At 73.9% G+C, this 18,791-nt stretch carries 16 protein-coding genes; 9 read left to right on the forward strand and 7 right to left on the reverse strand.

Annotated features, from left to right (window positions below; translation table 11 throughout):
- Positions 1-75: 75 nt before the first annotated feature.
- Positions 76-1,155 (forward strand): EamA family transporter RarD, encoded by a 1,080-nt coding sequence (rarD, locus tag IF45_RS0118720; RefSeq protein WP_018893926.1) that lies wholly within the window; start codon positions 76-78, stop codon positions 1,153-1,155.
- Positions 1,156-1,368: 213 nt separating this feature from the next.
- On the forward strand, positions 1,369-3,033 hold the full coding sequence (abc-f, locus tag IF45_RS0118725; protein WP_030308475.1) for a ribosomal protection-like ABC-F family protein: 1,665 nt from the start codon (positions 1,369-1,371) through the stop codon (positions 3,031-3,033).
- Positions 3,034-3,036: 3 nt separating this feature from the next.
- Here abc-f and IF45_RS0118730 read toward each other — a convergent pair whose 3' ends face one another.
- On the reverse strand, positions 3,037-3,384 hold the full coding sequence (locus IF45_RS0118730) for a hypothetical protein (protein ID WP_242536807.1): 348 nt from the start codon (positions 3,382-3,384) through the stop codon (positions 3,037-3,039).
- A 133-nt stretch (positions 3,385-3,517) separates the two neighbouring features.
- Here IF45_RS0118730 and IF45_RS0118735 point away from each other — a divergent pair, with 133 nt between their 5' ends.
- Positions 3,518-3,991: a VOC family protein gene (locus tag IF45_RS0118735; RefSeq protein WP_010638927.1), complete on the forward strand. Its 474-nt coding sequence runs from the start codon at positions 3,518-3,520 to the stop codon at positions 3,989-3,991.
- A 150-nt stretch (positions 3,992-4,141) separates the two neighbouring features.
- On the opposite strand, the gene IF45_RS0118740 is transcribed toward IF45_RS0118735, so the two are convergent.
- Positions 4,142-5,434, reverse strand: coding sequence for a LolA family protein (locus tag IF45_RS0118740; protein ID WP_030308479.1), 1,293 nt, complete (start codon positions 5,432-5,434; stop codon positions 4,142-4,144).
- 234 nt (positions 5,435-5,668) lie between these two features.
- The gene (locus IF45_RS0118745) at positions 5,669-6,679 is read right to left on the reverse strand and encodes a polyprenyl synthetase family protein (protein WP_003948714.1); all 1,011 of its coding nucleotides are present in this window, start codon (positions 6,677-6,679) and stop codon (positions 5,669-5,671) included.
- Positions 6,680-7,107: 428 nt separating this feature from the next.
- Here IF45_RS0118745 and IF45_RS0118750 point away from each other — a divergent pair, with 428 nt between their 5' ends.
- From IF45_RS0118750 to IF45_RS0118760, 3 genes are all read left to right on the forward strand, one after another.
- Positions 7,108-8,655 (forward strand): peptide MFS transporter, encoded by a 1,548-nt coding sequence (locus IF45_RS0118750; protein ID WP_030308482.1) that lies wholly within the window; start codon positions 7,108-7,110, stop codon positions 8,653-8,655.
- Between the two features lie 42 nt (positions 8,656-8,697).
- Positions 8,698-10,740, forward strand: coding sequence for a CocE/NonD family hydrolase (locus IF45_RS0118755; protein ID WP_003948716.1), 2,043 nt, complete (start codon positions 8,698-8,700; stop codon positions 10,738-10,740).
- Between the two features lie 98 nt (positions 10,741-10,838).
- Positions 10,839-11,624 carry an SDR family oxidoreductase gene (locus IF45_RS0118760; RefSeq protein WP_008408161.1) on the forward strand — a complete coding sequence of 262 codons (786 nt, stop codon included), beginning with the start codon at positions 10,839-10,841 and terminating at the stop codon, positions 11,622-11,624.
- A gap of 6 nt (positions 11,625-11,630) precedes the next feature.
- Here IF45_RS0118760 and IF45_RS0118765 read toward each other — a convergent pair whose 3' ends face one another.
- Complete coding sequence (locus tag IF45_RS0118765; RefSeq protein WP_030308486.1) at positions 11,631-12,479, reverse strand: nucleoside/nucleotide kinase family protein; 849 nt, start codon at positions 12,477-12,479, stop codon at positions 11,631-11,633.
- Positions 12,480-12,760: 281 nt separating this feature from the next.
- Here IF45_RS0118765 and IF45_RS0118770 point away from each other — a divergent pair, with 281 nt between their 5' ends.
- Positions 12,761-13,210, forward strand: coding sequence for a hypothetical protein (locus IF45_RS0118770; protein WP_008408163.1), 450 nt, complete (start codon positions 12,761-12,763; stop codon positions 13,208-13,210).
- An 18-nt stretch (positions 13,211-13,228) separates the two neighbouring features.
- Here IF45_RS0118770 and IF45_RS31450 read toward each other — a convergent pair whose 3' ends face one another.
- Positions 13,229-14,224: an HAD family hydrolase gene (locus IF45_RS31450; protein WP_030308488.1), complete on the reverse strand. Its 996-nt coding sequence runs from the start codon at positions 14,222-14,224 to the stop codon at positions 13,229-13,231.
- A gap of 254 nt (positions 14,225-14,478) precedes the next feature.
- On the opposite strand from IF45_RS31450, the gene IF45_RS33380 reads away from it, so the two are divergent.
- Entirely contained in the window at positions 14,479-14,637 is a 159-nt protein-coding gene (locus IF45_RS33380; protein WP_008408170.1) for a hypothetical protein, read from the forward strand.
- Positions 14,638-14,700: 63 nt separating this feature from the next.
- Here the strand turns inward: IF45_RS33380 and IF45_RS0118785 are convergent, their stop codons facing one another.
- Positions 14,701-14,907, reverse strand: a complete 207-nt coding sequence (locus tag IF45_RS0118785; RefSeq protein WP_010638944.1) for a hypothetical protein — start codon at positions 14,905-14,907, stop codon at positions 14,701-14,703.
- Positions 14,908-15,122: 215 nt separating this feature from the next.
- Here IF45_RS0118785 and fahA point away from each other — a divergent pair, with 215 nt between their 5' ends.
- Entirely contained in the window at positions 15,123-16,343 is a 1,221-nt protein-coding gene (gene fahA, locus IF45_RS0118790; RefSeq protein ID WP_030308490.1) for a fumarylacetoacetase, read from the forward strand.
- Between the two features lie 182 nt (positions 16,344-16,525).
- Here the strand turns inward: fahA and recQ are convergent, their stop codons facing one another.
- Positions 16,526-18,586 (reverse strand): DNA helicase RecQ, encoded by a 2,061-nt coding sequence (recQ, locus tag IF45_RS0118795; protein ID WP_008408173.1) that lies wholly within the window; start codon positions 18,584-18,586, stop codon positions 16,526-16,528.
- Between the last annotated feature and the right edge of the window lie 205 nt (positions 18,587-18,791).

The raw sequence follows: 18,791 nt of genomic DNA on the forward strand, positions 1-18,791 counted from the left end.
CAGCCCGGGCGCGCGGCGCTACATTCGGCTGAGGGCCGCGCTGGACAGTCGGCCGCGTCGCCGCTGGAGGGGCCCGTGAAGCCGTCGTCGTCCACCACATCCGCACCGACCGCGCCCGGGGAGCCCGCCGAGGGCGCCCTGTCGAGCCGCGCCGGGCTGCTCAACGGCATCGCCGCCTACAGCATGTGGGGCCTGGTGCCCCTCTTCTGGCCGCTGCTGATGCCCGCCGGGGCCATGGAGATCCTGGCCCACCGCATGACGTGGTCGCTGGTCGTGGTCGGGGTGGTGCTGCTGGTGCTGCGCCGCTGGAGCTGGGCGGGCGAGCTGATACGCCAGCCGAGGCGGCTCGCCCTGGTGACGGTCGCCGCGGCGGTGATCACGGTCAACTGGGGCCTGTACATCTGGTCCGTCAACAACAACCACGTCGTCGAGGCGTCGCTCGGCTACTTCATCAATCCGCTGGTCACCATCGCCATGGGCGTGCTGCTCCTCAAGGAACGGCTGCGCCCCGTCCAGTGGGCGGCGGTCGGCACCGGCCTCGCCGCCGTGCTGGTCCTCGCCTTCGGCTACGGGCAGCCGCCCTGGATCTCCCTCGCACTCGCCTTCTCGTTCGCCACGTACGGCCTGGTCAAGAAGAAGGTGAACCTCGGCGGGGTCGAGTCGCTGGCCGCCGAGACCGCGATCCAGTTCCTGCCGGCCCTCGGTTTCCTGCTCTGGCTCGGGGCGCGCGGCGAGTCGACCTTCACCGCCGAAGGCGGCGGGCACGCGGTGCTGCTGGCGCTGACCGGGGTGGTGACCGCGGTGCCGTTGGTCTGCTTCGGCGCGGCGGCGATCCGGGTGCCGCTCTCCACGCTGGGGCTGCTCCAGTACCTGGCACCGGTCTTCCAGTTCGCGCTGGGCGTCCTCTACTTCAAGGAGGCGATGCCGCCGGAGCGCTGGGCCGGCTTCGGCCTGGTCTGGCTCGCGCTCACCCTGCTGACCTGGGACGCCCTGCGCACCGCCCGCGCCAACCGGGCCCGCGCCGCCGAACTGGCCGCCCAGCTCCCGAAGGCCCCGGCGCCGACGCCGCCCGCCGCTTCCGCTTCCGCCTCCGTCGAGGAGGCCCCCGGTCCGGAGATCGTGGCCGTCGCCGAGGACCCCGCGCCCCGGCCCTGAATCTCGCTGGCCCGCCCGGGCTCGGTCCCGTTAGCCTGGCCGTATGCGTACGTACTCGTACTACTACTTCCGCTGAGCGCGAGCGCGTTCCGCGCCCGTGAGCGAAGCCGCGCGTCCGGCGCCCCCTGAGGGCGAGGACGGCCGTCGGCGCGCCCGGGTATGCCGGAACGCGCTCTTCCGCGCCCACCGGCCGTACGCATCCCAGGGACACCCATGCCTTCGCGCACCCACGCGCCCACCTCCCCCGCCCGTTCCGCCCAGCTCGCCCTGAAAGACGTCTCCAAGGCGTACGGCGAGCGGGCCGTCCTCGACCAGGTCTCGCTGACCGTCCGCCCCGGTGAACGCGCCGGGGTCATCGGCGAGAACGGCTCCGGCAAGTCGACGCTGCTCAAGCTGATCGCCGGGGCCGAGACACCCGACTCCGGCGAGGTCACCGTCGTCGCGCCGGGCGGCACCGGACACCTCCGCCAGACCCTCGACCTGCCGTCGCACCTCACCGTCCAGGACGCCGTGGACGACGCCCTCGCCGACCTGCGGGAGCTGGAATCCCGGCTCCAGGCGGCCGGGGAAGGGCTCGGTGAGGCCGGCGACCGCGAGCTGGCCGAGTACGGCGAACTGCTCGCCGCCTTCGAGGCCCGCGACGGCTACCAGGCCGACACCCGCGTCGAGACCGCCCTGCACCATCTGGGCCTCGGCCACCTCGGCCGCGACCGGAGCCTCGGCTCGCTCTCCGGCGGCGAGCAGTCCCGCCTCGCACTCGCCTGCGTCCTCGCGGCCGCCCCCGAACTCCTCCTCCTGGACGAGCCGACCAACCACCTCGACGACCGCTCCACCGACTGGCTCGCCGACCGGCTCCGCGCCCACCGCGGCACCCTGGTCACCGTCACCCACGACCGCGCGTTCCTGGAGCGGGTGACCACCACGATCCTGGAGGTCGACCGCGACACCCGCGCCGTCACCCGATACGGCGACGGCTGGCCGGGCTACCAGCGCGCCAAGGCCGCCGCCCGCCGCCGCTGGGCCCAGGAGCACGAGGAGTACGTGGCCGAGCTGGCCCGGACCGAGGAACTGGTCGCGGCGGCCGGGCAGCGCCTGGCCGCCACCGGCCGCGACCCCGGCGAAGGCTTCGGCAAACACCGCCGCTCCTCCGAGAACAAGCTGTCCGCCCAGGTCAGGGCCGCCCGCGAACGCCTCACCCGGCTCCACGCCTCCCCGGTCCCGCCCCCGCCCGAACCCCTCCGCTTCCGCGCCACCCTCACCCCGCACACGCACGCCCCCGAGACGGCCACGCCCCTGCTGACCCTCACCGGCGTACGCGTCGCCGACCGCCTCCACCTCGACGCGCTCCAGGTAGAACCGGGCGGCCGCCTGCTCGTCACCGGCCCCAACGGCGCGGGCAAGACCACCCTCCTCCGGGTGATCTCCGGCGCCCTGCGCCCCGACGCCGGAACGGTCGCACGCGCCCTGGGCACCCGCGTCGCCCACCTCGCGCAGGAACTGGCCGTCGACCCGGCACCGGTCCCCCTGCTCACGGCGTACGCGGCGGGACGCCCCGGCCACCCCGACGCGTACGCGGCCGAACTCCTGGAACTCGGCCTCTTCCGCGAGGACGACCTGACCGTCCCGGTCCCCTCGCTCTCGGCGGGCCAGCGCCGCAGGCTCTCCCTGGCCCGGCTCGTCTCCCGCCCCGCCGACCTCCTCGTCCTGGACGAGCCGGCCAACCACCTCTCGCTCACCCTGGTCGAGGAGATCGAGGAGGCGCTGGAGGCGTACGCGGGCGCGGTCGTCGTCGTCTCGCACGACCGGCGCTTCCGGGAGCGGTTCAGCGGGCGGCGGCTGGAACTGGCGGGAGGCAGGGTGACGGCTTCGTCGGGCTGAGCCTCAGAACGCGCCGCTGACCAGCGCCCCCACCGGCAGGGAGAGGGTGGGGGCGCTGGTCAGCAGGGCCGCGAGCGACCAGTGGCCCCGGGCGTGCGCGGGGGCGTTGAGGCGGCGCAGGCCCCGGTTGACCAGGAACCAGAGGGCCCCGAAGCCGACGGTCAGCGGAACGACGACCAGCGTCCAGCCGAGCGGAGCGCCGCCGGTGCGGCCCAGGTTGGACACGTAGACCGAGAGGAGGAAGAAGGGGAGGAGCCCGATCACGCCCAGGCAGAGGTTGGCGACCACCGTCATCGTCCACCCGCACCGCCCGGCCCCCGCCACCTGACCGTCCGCGCCCACGCCTGACATGTCGTCCCCCGTCCTCCGCAGGGAACTCTCCCGGCGGTTGCCCGCACCGTACCCCGCGCGCCCGCGCGCCCCGCGCACGCCCGTTCGCCCCGTTCACCCCTCGCGCCCCGCCCTCCGGCGTTTGAATGACCCCATGACTTCCGCGACCCCGCCCGTCCCGCCCGTCCACTGGAAGCTCGTCGTCGACGCCGCCGACCCGCACGCGCAGGCCCTCTTCTGGTCGGCGGCACTCGGCTACACGATCGAGGACAACGACGCCCTGATCGCCCGCGTCCTCAGCTTCGGCGGCGCCCCCGAGGAGGCCACCGTCGAGTTCCAGGGCCGCCGCGCCTGGCGCGACCTGATCGCCGTACGCCACCCCGACGACCCCTTCGACAAGGACACCGGCATCGGCGAGGGCCGCCGCATCCTCTTCCAGCGCGTCCCCGAACCCAAGTCCGCCAAGAACCGCCTCCACATCGACCTCCACTCCGGCGACCGCCCTCGCGAGTCCGAGGTCCAGCGCCTGACGGAGCTGGGGGCGACCGTGGAACGGGAGGTGGCGGAGGCCGGGGGCACGTGGGTGGTCATGCGGGACCCGGAGGGGAACGAGTTCTGCGTGAACTAGGGGGGACGGGCGTGCCCCTGCCGGGCGCTGCCGCCCGCTTCCTGCCACGGTGCCAGGGCACAGCACGGCCAGGCCCCGCCTCCCCGACCCGGGGAAAGTGACGGGGCCTGGCCGCAAGCAGACGCGAGGTCGGCTACCGGGCGCGGGAACCTACTTCCCCGCCACCTCCACCAGCTTCTCCGGTGTCACCGCGCCCACGAAGGCGCGCCCGTCCTCCGTGACCAGGGCGTTGACGATCCGGGTGGAGAAGAGGGTGCCGGTGCCGAAGTCGCCCTTCACCTTCTTGCCGAGGGAGTCGAGGGAGAGGCCGCCGGGGGCGTCTGCCTCCGAGCCCGCCGCCGGGAGGCCCTGGCCCTTCGGGAAGGTCAGTTCGGCGACCGAGGCCCAGCCCTTGCCGTGGATCTCGGTGCCTTCGGCGGAGGCGAGGCCGGCCAGGGGGGCGGGGAGGGAGTTGAGGGCTTCCTCCGCGTCCTTGGCGGCCTCGGTGTCCTTGGGTGCCTTGGAGTGGGCGTCACCCTTGGCGTCCTTGCCGGGGGTGGCGTCGCCCGGGGCGAGTTCCTTCGACTCGGTGATCTTGGCGTCCTTCGGCGGGGCGAAGGTGCCGGTGGACGGGCGGGAGAAGTCGATCTTGGAGAAGCCGGCATCGACGATGGCCTTGCCGCCGTCGGACGGGGCGACGGTGAACTTCAGCGGGGTGCCGGTCTCGGCGTCCACGGCGATGCGGACGGCCTTGACGGTGGAGCCGGAGTCCTTGGGGGTGAGGGCGAGGCGGTAGGCGTCGCGGCCGGCGACCGTGGTGGTGCCGTCGACGGTGACGCGGGTGGTCTCGTCGGCGGCGTCGAGGGCCTTGGTGGCCAGTTCCTTCGGGGACATGTCGGAGACGTGGTCGTCGGCCGGGCGGTCGCCCTTGGCTCCGGCGTCCTCGGTGTGCAGGGCCTCGCCGGTGGAGCCGTCGTAGGCCCAGGCCTGGTCGCCGTCGCGGATGAGGCTGTACTCGTCGGCGCCGTCCACGAAGGTGAGCTTCTGGCGGTCGGTGCCGTCGCCGGCGACGCGCAGGGTGTGGGTGCCGGAGGCGAGCGAGGTCAGCTTCTCCTCGGGGGTGGCGGTGGAGCCGCCCTTGCCGTCCTTGCCCTCGCCGCCCAGGCTGCCGGCCAGTTCGGAGAGGTCCAGGCCGCCGAAGGAGGGCAGGCCCAGGTCGACGGAGACCTTGACGGTGCCGGAGAACTGGTCGGTCTCGGAGGCGGCGATCTTCTCGACCAGCTCCTGGGCGGTGACCTCGGGCAGATCCGGGTCGCCGCCCGCGGCCAGCGCGGGGACCAGGCCGATGGTGGCGGCGGCCACGCCGATGACGGCGACCGGGACGCCGTACCGGGCGGCCAGCCGGCCGGGCCGGCGCTTGGCGTCGGGTGCCGGGGTGGTCGTAGCGGAATCGTTCGGTGCCATGGCGCTTCCTCCGTGGTCGCGGTGGTACTCGGTGTCCGCTCGCGCCCTGCGGCGCCTTTCGCGCTCACCCGGTCGGGGCAAGGAGCGGTCTTCCACCATCTGACCAAAACGGGGCGCGTCAAGCGTCAGCCCCCGGGCCCAACCCGGTGTACCGCTGGAGGATGACGGCGGGTGGGTCCGGGAGGTGACGACCCGTAGGGGACGCGCGCCGGCGCCTGGTGACCAGGGGGCGCGTCAGCCCGCCCGGTGCACCACGGCGTCGCAGAGTTCGACGAGGGCGGCCTTGGCGGAGCACTCGCGCAGCGGGGTGAGGGCGGCGCGGGCCTCCTCGGCGTACCGGACGGTCTCGCGGCGGGCCTGTTCCAGCGCCGGGTGGGCGCGCATGGCGGCCAGGGCCTCGGCGTGGCGGGCGTCGTCGGTGAGGTCGGAGTCGAGGAGGGCGACCAGGGCCAGGTCCTCGGGGCGCTCCTCGCGGCGGGCGCGGTCGCGCAGCAGGAGGACGGGGAGGGTGGGGACGGACTCGCGCAGGTCGGTGCCGGGGGTCTTGCCCGACTCGTGGCTGTCGCTGGCGATGTCGAGGACGTCGTCGGCGAGCTGGAAGGCCACACCGAGGCGCTCGCCGTACTGGGTGAGGATGTCGACGACGCGCTCGTCGGCGCCGGACATCATGGCGCCGAACCGCCCGGCCACCGCGATCAGCGAGCCGGTCTTGCCGCCGAGGACGTCCAGGTAGTGGTCGACCGGGTCGCGGCCGTCGCGCGGGCCCGCGGTCTCCATGATCTGGCCGGTGACCAGGCGCTCGAACGCCTCGGCCTGGACGCGGACGGCTTCGGGGCCGAGGTCGGCGAGGATGTGCGAGGCACGGGCGAAGAGGAAGTCACCGGTGAGGACGGCCACGGAGTTGTCCCAGCGGGCGTTGGCGCTGGGCACCCCGCGGCGCACCTCGGCCTCGTCCATGACGTCGTCGTGGTAGAGGGTGGCGAGGTGGGTCAGCTCGACCACCACGCCGGAGGGGACGATGCCCGGCGCGTCCGGGTCGCCGAACTGCGCGGCCAGCATCACCAGGAGCGGGCGGAGGCGCTTGCCGCCGGCCTTCAACAGGTGCTGCGCGGCGTCCGTGATGAAGGAGACCTCGCTCTTGGTGGCCTCCAGGAGGCCGGCCTCGACAGCCGCCATTCCCGCCTGGACATCGGCTTCCAGTGCCTGGTCCCGCACGCTCAGCCCGAACGGCCCGACGACGGTCACGAGGGGGTCTCCTGTCTGCTGATGGTGCCCGGATCGCCCGGTCGGCCCGGTCCGCCGGTGGCACCGGTCTTCCCGGCGCCGCTGGCGATTGTCGGTCGAACACCAGTGTTTGTCGATGTGTCGCCGTCGGCGCTCACGTCAGCGTATCCGGTCCGCTTTCGATCACCGTGAGCGCCTGCCCGTCGAATCGCCCGCCACGCGTCACCCCCGGCCGGGCGGGGGCGCGTGGCGGGACGCGCCCGCGCCGTCCCCCGGGCGTCGGCCACCGGTGACCGGTATGTTCGCAAATGACCCCTGGCTACCTCACTGGCCGCATCGACCACCCCCGACCCCCTTCCCTCCGCCCTTCACCCCGTTTGTCACCCTGGCACGCAGCCCAGGCCGCACCCGCCCGGCCCCGGCTGCCCGAACGAGCGGAAGCAGGCGACGTGCCCAGCAGCAACCCAGCAGACGACGAACCGACCAAGCGGCCCCCGGCCGTCGCGGACGACGAGCCGCCGCCGGAGGGCGCGCCACCGCCCCAGGACGACACCGCCTTCTTCGGCCAGCCGAGGGGGCTCGCGACCCTCTCCGGCCTGGAGGTGTGGGAGCGGTTCTCCTTCCTCGGCATGCAGGCGATCCTCGTCCTGTTCTTCGCCGACACCGTCGCGGGCGGCGGCATGGGCATGGCCCCGGGCACCGCCGCCTCGGTCTCCGCCGCCTACGGCACGATGGTCTACCTCGTCTCGGTGGCCGGCGGCTGGCTCGCCGACCGCATGCTCGGCTCGTACCGGGCGGTGCTGTGGGGCGGCATCCTCATCGCGCTCGGCCACTACTCCATGGCGGTCCCCACCGACGCCATGACCTGGACCGGGCTCGGCCTGATCAGCGCCGGCACCGGCCTGCTCAAGCCGAACGTCGCCACCATGGTCGGCAAGCTCTACCGGACCGACGACGACCGCCGCGACGCCGGTTTCGCCCTCTACTACATGGGCATCAACATCGGCGCCTTCCTCGGCCCGCTGATCACCGGCTGGCTCGGCGAGCACCAGGGCTGGCACTGGGGCTTCTCGGCGGCGGCCGTCGGCATGACGCTCGGCCTCGTCCAGTACGTGCTGGGCCGGAACCACCTCGCGGGCCGCAAGCACGCCGCCGAGTTCGCGCTGCCGCCGACCGCGATGCGCCGGGCGGTGCTGCTGATCGCCGGCGGGCTGGTCGCGGTCGCCGTGATCGCCGGGCTGCTGAGCCTCGCCGGGTGGCTGACGCTGAGCCGGTTCGTGGACGCGCTGACCCTGATCTCGGTGCTGGCGCCGATCGCCTACTTCTGGGTGATGTTCAAGAGCCCCCGGGTCACCGCCGCCGAGCGCGGCCGGCTCCGCCCGTACATCGTGCTCTTCCTCGCCTCGGTGGTCTTCAACTTCATCCTCTTCCAGGCGTACTCCACGATGATCCTGCTGGCGTCGACCAACGCCCGCACCGAGATCCTCGGCTTCACCTTCCCGGCCAGCTGGTACGCCTCGGCGCTCGGCGCCTTCGAGGTGCTGCTGGCGCCGGTGGTGGCGGCCGTCTGGGCGCGGATGGGGACGCGGCAGCCGCACGCCTCCAACAAGATCGCCTTCGGCGTGATCCTCGGCGGCCTCTCCTTCCTGCTGATGGTGCTGCCGACCTCCGGCCACGCCGACGACACGTACCGCATGGCGGCCTGGTGGATCGTCGGCTCGTACCTGCTGCTCGGGCTCGGCGACATCCTGCTGGAGACCTCCGGCATGTCGGCCACCACCAAGCTGGCGCCGGCCGCCTTCTCCAGCCAGACCATGGCGCTCTGGTTCCTCTCGCTGGCCGCCGCCAACGGCATCCAGTCCCAGGTGGTGCGGCTCTACGGCGAGGTCTCCAACCCCGCCTACTTCGGTGTCAACGGCGGTATCGCCGTCGTCGCCGGTCTCGCCGTGATCGCCGCCGCCCCCTGGCTGCGCCGCACCATGCACCCCGTCCACTGACCCGCCCCCACGCGAACACCCCCCACTGCGAGGTCCCCCGCCATGTCCCTGCACATCGCCACCGGCCTGCCGTACCGGACGATCCGCGAGGACGTCCGCATCCCGCTGCCGACCGGCCGCCCCGGAACCGACGGCTCCGAGATCACCCACCTGTACGCCCGGATCTGGCGCCCGGTCACCGACGAGCCGGTCCCCGCCCTCCTGGAGTACCTGCCCTACCGGCTCAGCGACTGGACCGCCCCGCGCGACCAGCAGCGCCACCCCTGGTACGCGGGCCACGGCTACGCCTCCGTCCGCGTCGACGTGCGCGGCCACGGCAACAGCGAGGGGCTGCCGGGCGACGAGTACGACGCCACCGAGCTGGCCGACGGCGTCGCGGTGATCCACTGGCTGGCCGACCAGCCCTGGTGCGACGGCAAGGTCGGCATGTTCGGCATCTCCTGGGGCGGCTTCAACTCGCTCCAGATCGCCGCGCTCGCCCCCGAGCCGCTCAAGGCGATCGTCACCGTCTGCTCGGCCGACGACCGGTACGACAACGACGTGCACTACATGGGCGGCTCCGTCCTCGCCGTCGACATGCACGCCTGGGCCTCCACCATGCTGGCCTTCGTCTCCCGCCCGCCGGACCCGGAGTTCGTGGGCCCCGCCTGGCGCGACATGTGGCTGAAGCGGCTGGAGGCGGTCGACCCGTTCATCCACACCTGGCTCGACCACCAGACCCGCGACGCCTACTGGCGGCACGGCAGCGTCAGCGAGGACTACTCGGCGATCAAGGCGAAGGTCCTGGCGGTCGGCGGCTGGCACGACCCGTACCGGGACACCGTGCTGCGGCTGGTCCGCCACCTCCCCGACGACCAGGTGCGCGGCCTGATCGGCCCCTGGTCGCACCAGTACCCGGACCGGGGGCTGCCGCCCGGCCCCGCCATCGGCTTCCTCCAGGAGACCCTGCGCTGGTGGGACCAGCACCTCAAGGGCGAGGACAGCGGCGTCATGAACGAGCCCAAGCTCCGCTCCTGGATCAGCGAGTCCCACCCGCCCGCCACCGTCTACCCGGAGCTGGAAGGCCACTGGGTCGGCGACCCGGCCTGGCCCTCCCCGTACGTCACCCCGGTCGAGTACGCCTTCCAGGGCGGGCCGGTCCTGGTCCGCTCCCCGCAGCACACCGGGCTCGCCGCCGGCCGGTTCTTCCCCTTCGGCAACGACGCCGACCTCCCGCCCGACCAGCGCGAGGAGGACGCCAACTCCGCCGCCTTCGAGTTCGCCGTCGACGAGCGGCTCCAGATCCTCGGCCGCCCCCGTGTCCGGCTCCGCCTCACCAGCCCGGCCCCGCGCGGCCAGGTCATCGCCCGGCTCTGCGACGTGGCGCCCGACGGCTCCTCGACCCTGGTCACCCGGGGCGTCCTCAACCTCTCCTCCCGGTACGGCCGGGACACGGTCGCCCCGTGGAAGCCCGGCGACACCGAGGACGTCACCTTCGAGCTGAACGGCATCGGCCACGCCTTCCCGCCCGGCCACCGCATCCGGCTCGCCGTCTCCTCCGCGTACTGGCCGTGGATCTGGCCGCAGCCCGGCTCCGAGGAGGGCTTCACCCTCGACCCGGCCGGCAGCGGCGTCGAACTGCCGGTCCGCGGCGCCGGCGACCGGGCGCTCGACGCCACCATCGCCTTCGCCGAGCCCGAGCAGGCCGAACCGCTCGCCGTGGTCTACCCGGCCCCCGAGAACCCGGCGGACCAGCGGCCCGAACGCCTCGTCGTCCACGACGTGGCCGCCGGGAGCTGGCGCCTGGACGTCGACCCCCGGTACGGCGGCACCCGGATCTACCCCGACGGCCTGGAGTTCCACGAGGACGCCCTGGAGCAGTACACGATCACCGACAACGACCCGCTCAGCGCCGCCACCCGCTCCTCCTGGACGGTCCGTCTGCGCCGCCCGGAACTGGCCTGGGACGCCGAGGTCCGCACCCGCTCCGAGATCACCTGCGACGCCGGTGACTTCCTCACCCACAACGAGCTGACCTGCTCCGAAGGGGGCGAGGTGATCTTCCAGCGGACCTGGGAGCGGCGGATTCCGCGGACGGCGGGATAACGGGGGCGAGGAGAGCGCAGGACGGCCCGGCGACCGCCCGGACCGCATCGCCTCCGCGCCGCCACCAACGCGCGGAGCAGCAGCGAAGGAGAGCAGCGATGGCAGGAGCGTTTGACGGCAGGACCGTTCTGATCACCGGCGGCGGCGCCGGACTGGGCAGGGCCGCGGCCGTCCGGGTCGCCCGGGAAGGGGCCAGAGTCGCGCTGGTCGATGTGAGCGAGGAGGGGCTCACCGCCAGCGCGTCCGCCGTCGCCGAGGCCGCGCCCGGGACCGAGGTCGTCCGGATCGTCGCCGACGTCTCCGAGGAGGACGCGGTCCGGTCGTACGTGGACGAGACCATGAGCGCGTTCGGCCGCATCGACGGCTTCTTCAACAACGCCGGTATCGAGGGCCGGCAGAACCTCACCCAGGAGTACGGCGCCGAGGAGTTCGACCGGGTCGTCGCCATCAACCTGCGCGGCGTCTTCCTCGGACTCAAGTACGTCCTGCCGGTCCTCAAGGACCAGGGCCACGGATCAGTGGTCAACACCGCCTCGGTCGGTGGCCTGCGAGGCGTCGGCAACCAGTCCGGATACGCCGCGTCCAAGCACGGCGTGGTCGGCCTCACCCGGAACTCCGGCGTGGAGTACGGCAAGTTCAACGTCACCGTCAACGCCATCGCGCCCGGCGCCATCATGACCGACATGGTCGAGGCCTCCCTGAAGCAGATGGACCCCGACAACTGGGAGGAGGCGGGACGCCAGTTCGTCAGCGTCAACCCCATGCGGCGCTTCGGCAGGCCCGAGGAGGTCGCCCACCTCGTCGCCTTCCTCCTCTCCGGCGCCGCCGGATTCATCAACGCCTCCGTCGTACCCATCGACGGGGGCCAGTCGTACCAGTACTGACACGGGTCAGTGACACCGCAGCGCGCCCCCGCCCGCCGGCGGGAAGGTGCCGAGCGGGCGGGTGAGCTGGGCGGTGCACTCCGGGTCGGCGCACTCGCAGGAGAAGGTGACGGGCACGGTGTCGGGGTCACCCGTGGTCCAGGGGCGGGCGAGGTAGGTGCGGTACTGGGTGGCCACCGCCTCGTTCTCCGCACGGCGCAGGGTCCGGCGCTCGTCCGGGGTCGTGGCGGTGGGGCCTTCGGCGAGGGGGCCGGCGAGCAGGGTCTCGGCGGCGGTGCGGGTGGCGGCCGGGGTGGCGTCGGGGGTCACCGTGACGACGCGGCCGGCGAGGCCGTGCGCCTGAATCCGGGCGGCCAGGTCGGCGAGGAGCAGCGTGTACAGGGTGTGGACGCCCTCGGGCAGGCCGCGTTCGGCGAGGCGGCGGCGCTGGAGTTCCGGCGAGGGCATCAGCCACACCGCGCGGCCCGGGTCCGGCACGGTGTCCGGGGTGACCGGCGTCCCCTCCACCACGGTGAGCGGGCCGGGCCCCAGCGCCCGTACGTCGTCGGCGATCATCGCGCCGCGCTCGGCGTGCAGGGACATGGCGAGCAGGGCGGCGGGCGGCGCCGACCAGCGGTCGGCCGGGGTCAGCGCCTCCCAGCGGGTGGCGGCCGGGTGGCCGGCGGCCAGGGCGCGGTCGCGGTGTTCCCAGGTCAGGGTGTCGCTCCGGTAGAGGCGCAGGCCCCGGCGGTGGGCCAGCGCCCGCGCCAGGGTGGTCTTGCCGGCGCCGGGCGGCCCGCCGATCCAGACCGCCCGCGGGGCAGGGCCGGGCGGCCCCTTCCGGCCGGGAACGGCTGGTTCCTTGCCCTGCGACACGCGGACTCCTCTCGGCCGGACGGCCACCGGACGGCTCGCCCCCGTACGACGTGAACAGGCGGCTTGGGCGCCGGAATCGGGCGCGGCCCCACCCGGGCGGCTCCGCGCGGGCGCCCGAAGGCGGCCCGGACCGGGACGATACCGCCCGATCCCGGCCGTCCGGGGACCGGATCGCGCCCCGGCCCTCCGCCCGCGTCAAGCACCGTGCACACTGTCGTGGAGTGATGTCCCGCACATGCCACCCGGGTGTGACGGCGGCGCGACGCTTCGAGGAGGCAGGGATGACGGTACTGGGACACCAGCCGCCCGGTCCTGACGAGGCGACCGGTCCGCCCGCCCCGCCGCCGGCCGCCGCGCTGGAGGTGCTCCGGCCCCGATTGCGCACGGCGGGCCAGCAGTTCGCGATAGGCCCCGGCTGGCGGCGGCTGGTGCTCGACTGCCACCACCGGATATCCGCCGAGTTCCCGGCGTACGAACTCCTCGCGGTGAAGCAGAAGTACGGGCGGCTCTCCTTCCAGGCGTTCCCCCGGCCGTGGCGGCCGGGCGAGCGGAGCTGGACCCCCGACGAGCACGCCCGGCTGCACGAGCTGCTCGACGCCACCATCGCCCGCAGCGAGAGCCTGTGCGAACGGTGCGCGGCCCCCGCCCGGCTGCGCCGCACCCGCCGCCTCTGGCTCACCCTCTGCGACGCCTGCGAGGCGACGGTCGGGGAGAGCGGCGAACTGGGCTGACTCCGGCTCCGGCCCCGGTCAGCCGTAGACGCGTTCCAGGACCCGGGCCACGCCGTCCTCCTCGTTGCTGGTGGTGATCTCGTCGGCGACGGCGAGGAGTTCCGGGTGCGAGTTGGCCATGGCGACGCCGTGCGCGGCCCACTGGAGCATCGGCACGTCGTTCGGCATGTCGCCGAAGGCGAGGGTGTCGGCGGGGCCGAGGCCGAGCAGTTCGGCGGCGCGGGCCAGGCCGGTGGCCTTGGTGACCCCGAGCGGCTGGAGCTCGACCGTGCCCGGCCCGGCCATCGTGACCGTGGCCAGGCCGTCCACGGCCGAGCGCGCGGTGGCGGCCAGCTCGTCGTCGGTCAGCTCCGGGTGGCGGACCAGGACCTTGGCGATCGGCCGCTCCCACAGGGCGTCGCGGTGCGGGACCGGGCGGGCCGGCAGCGTGGGATGGGCCATGCGGTAACCGGGCTCGATCAGCGTGTGCCCGTCGGTGCCGTCCTGGTCGACGGCGGCGTAGAGCGCGCCCGTCTCCGCCTCGATCTTGCCGAGCGCGGTGGCGGCGGTCTCCCGGTCCAGGGTCAGGGCGCTCAGCATGCGGCCGCTCGCCGTGTCGTAGACCTGGGCGCCCTGGCCGCAGACCGCGATCCCCTCGTACCCGAGCGCGGCCAGCAGCCCCCGCACCCCCGGCACGGGCCGCCCCGTCACCACGATGTGCCGGGCCCCGGCGCCGCGCGCCAGCTCCAGCGCGGCCCGCGTACGGGCCGAGACCCGGTCCCCCGCCCGCAGCAGCGTCCCGTCCAGGTCGGTTGCGACCAGCCCGTACGTCCGCCGGCCGCCCGCCGGCCGGGGCCGCTCCCGGCTCGGCGCCCGCCAGAGGGCGGAGTCGGCCTCCGCCTCCGCCTGCGCGGGGCCCGGCTGCGCGTCCGCCTGCGCGGGGCCCGGCTGGGTGAGGACCGGGGTGTGCGCGTGCGGCGGGTGGGGTGGCGCCTCGGGGGGCGCGGGGGACGGGTGTGCGGGGAGGAGGGCCATGATCCCCACGATACGGAGATAGGCCCCTGGCATGCGCCACCCCGGCATGCCCGGATTTCCCTGGCGCGGAGGGGCGTTGGGGGGCCGGCTGCGCGGACTGGGGTGCGGGGTGGCCGGGTGGGGGCGCGGTCACCCCGTTCGGGGGGTGCCTGCGGCGCGGGGTGGGGTTCGGCCGGACCGGGTGTGACGAGGACGGGGCGTCGCCGGGGGCCGTTCGGGTGGCGAGGGTGGTGGGGGCGTTGTCTGCTGGAGGTATGAGTGACCCGATTGAGACCTGGACCGACCGGCTGCGCGACACCGCCCCGGGGCTTGAGGAGAACCGGGCGCGGTCGTTCGTGCACGATCTGTACACCGCCGCGCAGAACGATCTCGGCGAGGAGGAGGCTGAGGCGGATTTCGAACGCGAGGAGTGACCGGCGCGAGGAGATGACCGGCGCGAGGAGTGACGGGGAGGCCCGCCTGGGCGGGCGGTCTCGCTAGGGCCGCGTCGTGACGTAGTAGAGGGCGATGTCCTCGGGAGCGTGGAGGCGCCAGTCCTCGCCGTCGGCGCTCACCACGGAGACCCAGCCCTCGGGGGCCGATTCGGGCTCGACCAGGGTGAAGGGGCCCTGTCCGTTCACGCCCCACACCGTGCTGCCGATGCGCACGGTGTGGCCGTCGTTGGTGCGGTATGAAGAGGCCATGTGGCGGTTGTACCACCGCTGTTGTCCCCGTACGCCCCCTTTCGGGGAGCGCTTGCGCGCAGGCCGGGGCGGGAGGGCGGGGCACCCCTGCCGCGGGCGGGTTCCGCGCACGTAACGTGTGGCCCGGCCCACGGCTGCCTCGCGGCCCCCTGTCCGGGGTGCGGGCGTCCCGCGGGCTCAACGACCGCACGCACGGAAAGCGAGGCCGCACCCAGATGCCCGAGCTCACCCCGCTCGCCCTCCCCGAAGGCCACCCCTTCGGTCCGCACAACCTTCCGTACGGTGTCTTCTCGCCCGGCGACACCCCGCGCCGGGTCGGCGTCCGCCTCGGCGACCACGTCCTGGACGCGGGTGCCCTCGCCGCGGAACTGGGCTCGCCGCACGCCGCCCTGCTGACCGGCCCGACCCTCAACCCGTTGCTGGCCGCCGGTCGCCCGGTCTGGTCGCAGGTGCGCGCCGCGCTGACCACCTGGGTCACCGACCCCGCCCACCACCCGGCCGTCGAGCGCCACGCCCACCCGCTCGCCGAGGTCTCCCTGCACCTGCCCTTCGAGGTCGGCGACTACGTCGACTTCTACGCCAGCGAGCACCACGCCTCCAACGTCGGCCGCATCTTCCGCCCCGACGCGCCCACCCCGCTCACCCCCAACTGGAAGCACCTGCCCATCGGTTACCACGGCCGCTCCGGCACCGTCGTGGTCTCCGGCACGGACGTGGTGCGGCCCAGCGGCCAGCGGAAGGCGCCCGCCGACCCGGCGCCGGTCTTCGGTCCCTCGGTCAAGCTGGACATCGAGGCGGAGGTCGGCTTCGTCGTCGGTGTCGGCTCCGAGCGGGGGCGCGCCGTGCCGCTGGAGGCGTACCGGGACCACGTCTTCGGGCTCTGCCTGCTCAACGACTGGTCCGCCCGGGACATCCAGGCGTGGGAGTACGTGCCGCTCGGCCCGTTCCTGGGCAAGTCCTTCGCCACCTCGGTGTCGGCCTGGGTGACGCCGCTGGAGGCGCTGGAGACGGCGCGGGTCGTGCCGCCCGCCCGCGACGAGGCCCTGCTGCCCTACCTGGACGACTCCTCGGCCGAACCCGGCGGGTACGACCTGCGGATCAGCGTGGAGATCAACGGGGAGGTGGTGTCCGAGCCGCCGTTCACCACGATGTACTGGACGGCCGCGCAGATGCTGGCGCAGACCACGGTGAACGGGGCTTCGCTGCGCACCGGGGACCTCTACGGGTCCGGGACCGTCAGCGGGGCCGAGGCGGGGCAGCGGGGGTCGCTGCTGGAGCTGACCTGGAACGGAGAGCGGCCCCTGAAGCTGGGCTCCGGCGAGCGGAGCTTCCTGGAGGACGGGGACGAGGTGGTGTTGCGGGCCTGGGCGCCCGGGGCTCAGGGGGTGCCCGTGGGACTGGGCGAGGTGCGGGGCACTGTCGTACCCCGCACCTGATCGTTCGGCTCGCGCCGGGCCGGGCTGTCTTTCGGCTCGGCCCGGTCGCCCCCGGGGGCGTTCACGGTGACCTCAAGCGCCGGCCGGGCTGGATGTGGCCGGGCTTCGCGGCCCCGGGCGCGCGTACAAGACGGCCTCAAACGCCGGCCGGGCTGGGATGTGGCCGGGCTGACTGGGGCGGCTCAGCCCTCGCCGATCCCCTGTTCCGCCAAGGTCTCCAGTACTCCCGGGCCGTAGTTCTGGAGTTTCTTGTCGCCGATGCCGCCGATCTGGCCGAGGGCGTCGAGGGTGGTGGGGCGGGCCGCGGTGATCTCGCGGAGGGTGGCGTCGTGGAAGATCACGTAGGCGGGGACGCCCTGTTCCCTGGCCTGGGCGGCGCGCCAGGCGCGGAGGGCCTCGAAGACGGGGAGGGACTCCTCGGGGAGGTCGATGACGGCCTTGCTCTTGCGGCCGCCCGAGCCTGCGGCCGAGCCGGACCTGCTGCCCCGGGACGAGGGGGCCTTCTTGGGCTCCTTGCGGAAGCGGACCTCGCGGCGGCCGCCGAGCACCTCGCCCGCCTCGTCGGTGAGGACCAGCGTGCCGTACTCCCCCTCGACGGCCAGCAGTCCTTGGGCCAGCAGCTGGCGCACGGCCCCGCGCCACTCGCCCTCGCTCAGCTCCTGGCCGACGCCGAAGACGGAGAGCTGGTCGTGGTCGAACTGGATGACCTTGGCCGTCTTGCGGCCCATCAGGATGTCGATGATCTGGCCGGTGCCGAACTTCTGGTTCCGCTCGCGCTTGAGGCGGACCACGGTGGACATGGCCTTCTGCGCGGCGACCGTGCCGTCCCAGGTCTCCGGCGGAGTGAGGCAGGTGTCGCAGTTGCCGCAGTTCTCGCCGGTGGGCTCCTGGCCGAAGTAGCGGAGCAGTTGGGCGCGGCGGCACTGGGCGGTCTCGCAGAGGGCGAGCATCGCGTCCAGGTGGGACTGGGAGCGGCGCCGGTGCGCCTCGTCCCCCTCGCCGGACTGGATGAGCTTGCGCTGCTGCACGACGTCCTGGAGGCCGTACGCCATCCAGGCCGTGGAGGGGCGGCCGTCGCGGCCCGCGCGGCCGGTCTCCTGGTAGTACCCCTCGACCGACTTCGGCAGGTCGAGGTGGGCGACGAAGCGGACGTCGGGCTTGTCGATGCCCATGCCGAAGGCGATGGTGGCGACGACGACCAGGCCGTCCTCGCGCAGGAACCGGGACTGGTTGGTGGCGCGGGTCCGCGCGTCGAGCCCCGCGTGGTACGGGACGGCCTCGACCCCGTGGTCGCGGAGGAAGTCGGCGGTGCGCTCGACCGAGTTGCGCGAGAGGCAGTAGACGATGCCCGCGTCGCCCGGGTGCTCCTCCTTGAGGAAGGTGAGGAGCTGCTTCTTCGGGTCGTTCTTGGGGACGATCCGGTACTGGATGTTGGGCCGGTCGAAGCTGGCGACGAAGTGCTTGGCGTCGGGCAGGGCGAGCCGGCGGGTGATCTCCTGGTGGGTGGCGTCGGTCGCGGTGGCGGTGAGGGCGACCCGCGGGACGTCCGGCCAGCGCTCGCCGAGGACGGAGAGGGCCAGGTAGTCGGGGCGGAAGTCGTGGCCCCACTGGGCGACGCAGTGCGCCTCGTCGATGGCGAAGAGGGAGATCTTGCCGCGTGAGAGCAGTTCCAGGGTGGCGTCGACGCGCAGCCGCTCGGGGGCGAGGTAGAGCAGGTCCAGTTCGCCGGCGAGGAACTCGGCCTCGGTGAGGCGGCGCTCCTCGAAGTCCTGGGTCGAGTTGATGAAGCCGGCGCGGACGCCGGCCGCGCGCAGGGCGTCGACCTGGTCCTGCATGAGGGCGATCAGCGGGGAGACGACGACGCCGGTGCCGGGGCGCACCATGGCCGGGATCTGGTAGCAGAGGGACTTGCCGCCGCCGGTGGGCATGAGGACGACCGCGTCGCCGCCGCCGACCAGGTGGTCGATGACGGCTTCCTGGTCGCCGCGGAACGCGTCGTACCCGAAGACGGAGCGCAGGGTGGCGAGCGCGTCCCGGCGGTCGTGGACCGGGGCCTCGCCGCTCCCCTCGGGGAAGGCGCCGGACAGCTCCTCGCGGGTGCCGTCCTCGCCGAACGCCTCGTCCGGGAAGGGCTCGTCGCCGAAGGGGTCCTCCTCCGGGGGGCCGCCGTCGAAGAGGTCGTCGGGGAAGCCCTCGGGGCCGTCGTACGCGGGGGTGCCGCCGTCCGTGCTGGTGCTCGCCATGCCGCTCGTTCCGTTCATCGCTCCGTGCCCCGTGCCCCTCGCTCGCCTGCCCGTCCGCTCCCTGCGGGTGCCCGGGGACCACGTGGGGCCCCTGGGACTGCCTCCAGCGTAGGGGGCCGGAGGGACACCCCGGGAAGTTGTCCACAGGGTCGGCCGTCACACCGGCGGTGAGCTGCGGAAACGAGGGCCGGGCGGGAGGGTGACG

It is taken from the genome of Streptomyces albidoflavus (assembly GCF_000719955.1).
Classification (GTDB): domain Bacteria; phylum Actinomycetota; class Actinomycetes; order Streptomycetales; family Streptomycetaceae; genus Streptomyces; species Streptomyces albidoflavus.

Bases quoted from the DNA above. Each gene is read 5' to 3' on its own strand.
- abc-f (WP_030308475.1), top strand. From the start codon at position 1,369: ATGCCTTCGCGCACCCACGCGCCCACCTCCCCCGCCCGTTCCGCCCAG.
- IF45_RS0118730 (WP_242536807.1), bottom strand. From the start codon at position 3,384: ATGTCAGGCGTGGGCGCGGACGGTCAGGTGGCGGGGGCCGGGCGGTGC.
- IF45_RS0118735 (WP_010638927.1), top strand. From the start codon at position 3,518: ATGACTTCCGCGACCCCGCCCGTCCCGCCCGTCCACTGGAAGCTCGTC.
- IF45_RS0118740 (WP_030308479.1), bottom strand. From the start codon at position 5,434: ATGGCACCGAACGATTCCGCTACGACCACCCCGGCACCCGACGCCAAG.
- IF45_RS0118755 (WP_003948716.1), top strand. From the start codon at position 8,698: ATGTCCCTGCACATCGCCACCGGCCTGCCGTACCGGACGATCCGCGAG.
- IF45_RS0118760 (WP_008408161.1), top strand. From the start codon at position 10,839: ATGGCAGGAGCGTTTGACGGCAGGACCGTTCTGATCACCGGCGGCGGC.
- IF45_RS0118770 (WP_008408163.1), top strand. From the start codon at position 12,761: ATGACGGTACTGGGACACCAGCCGCCCGGTCCTGACGAGGCGACCGGT.
- IF45_RS31450 (WP_030308488.1), bottom strand. From the start codon at position 14,224: ATGGCCCTCCTCCCCGCACACCCGTCCCCCGCGCCCCCCGAGGCGCCA.
- IF45_RS33380 (WP_008408170.1), top strand. From the start codon at position 14,479: ATGAGTGACCCGATTGAGACCTGGACCGACCGGCTGCGCGACACCGCC.
- IF45_RS0118785 (WP_010638944.1), bottom strand. From the start codon at position 14,907: ATGGCCTCTTCATACCGCACCAACGACGGCCACACCGTGCGCATCGGC.
- fahA (WP_030308490.1), top strand. From the start codon at position 15,123: ATGCCCGAGCTCACCCCGCTCGCCCTCCCCGAAGGCCACCCCTTCGGT.
- recQ (WP_008408173.1), bottom strand. From the start codon at position 18,586: ATGGCGAGCACCAGCACGGACGGCGGCACCCCCGCGTACGACGGCCCC.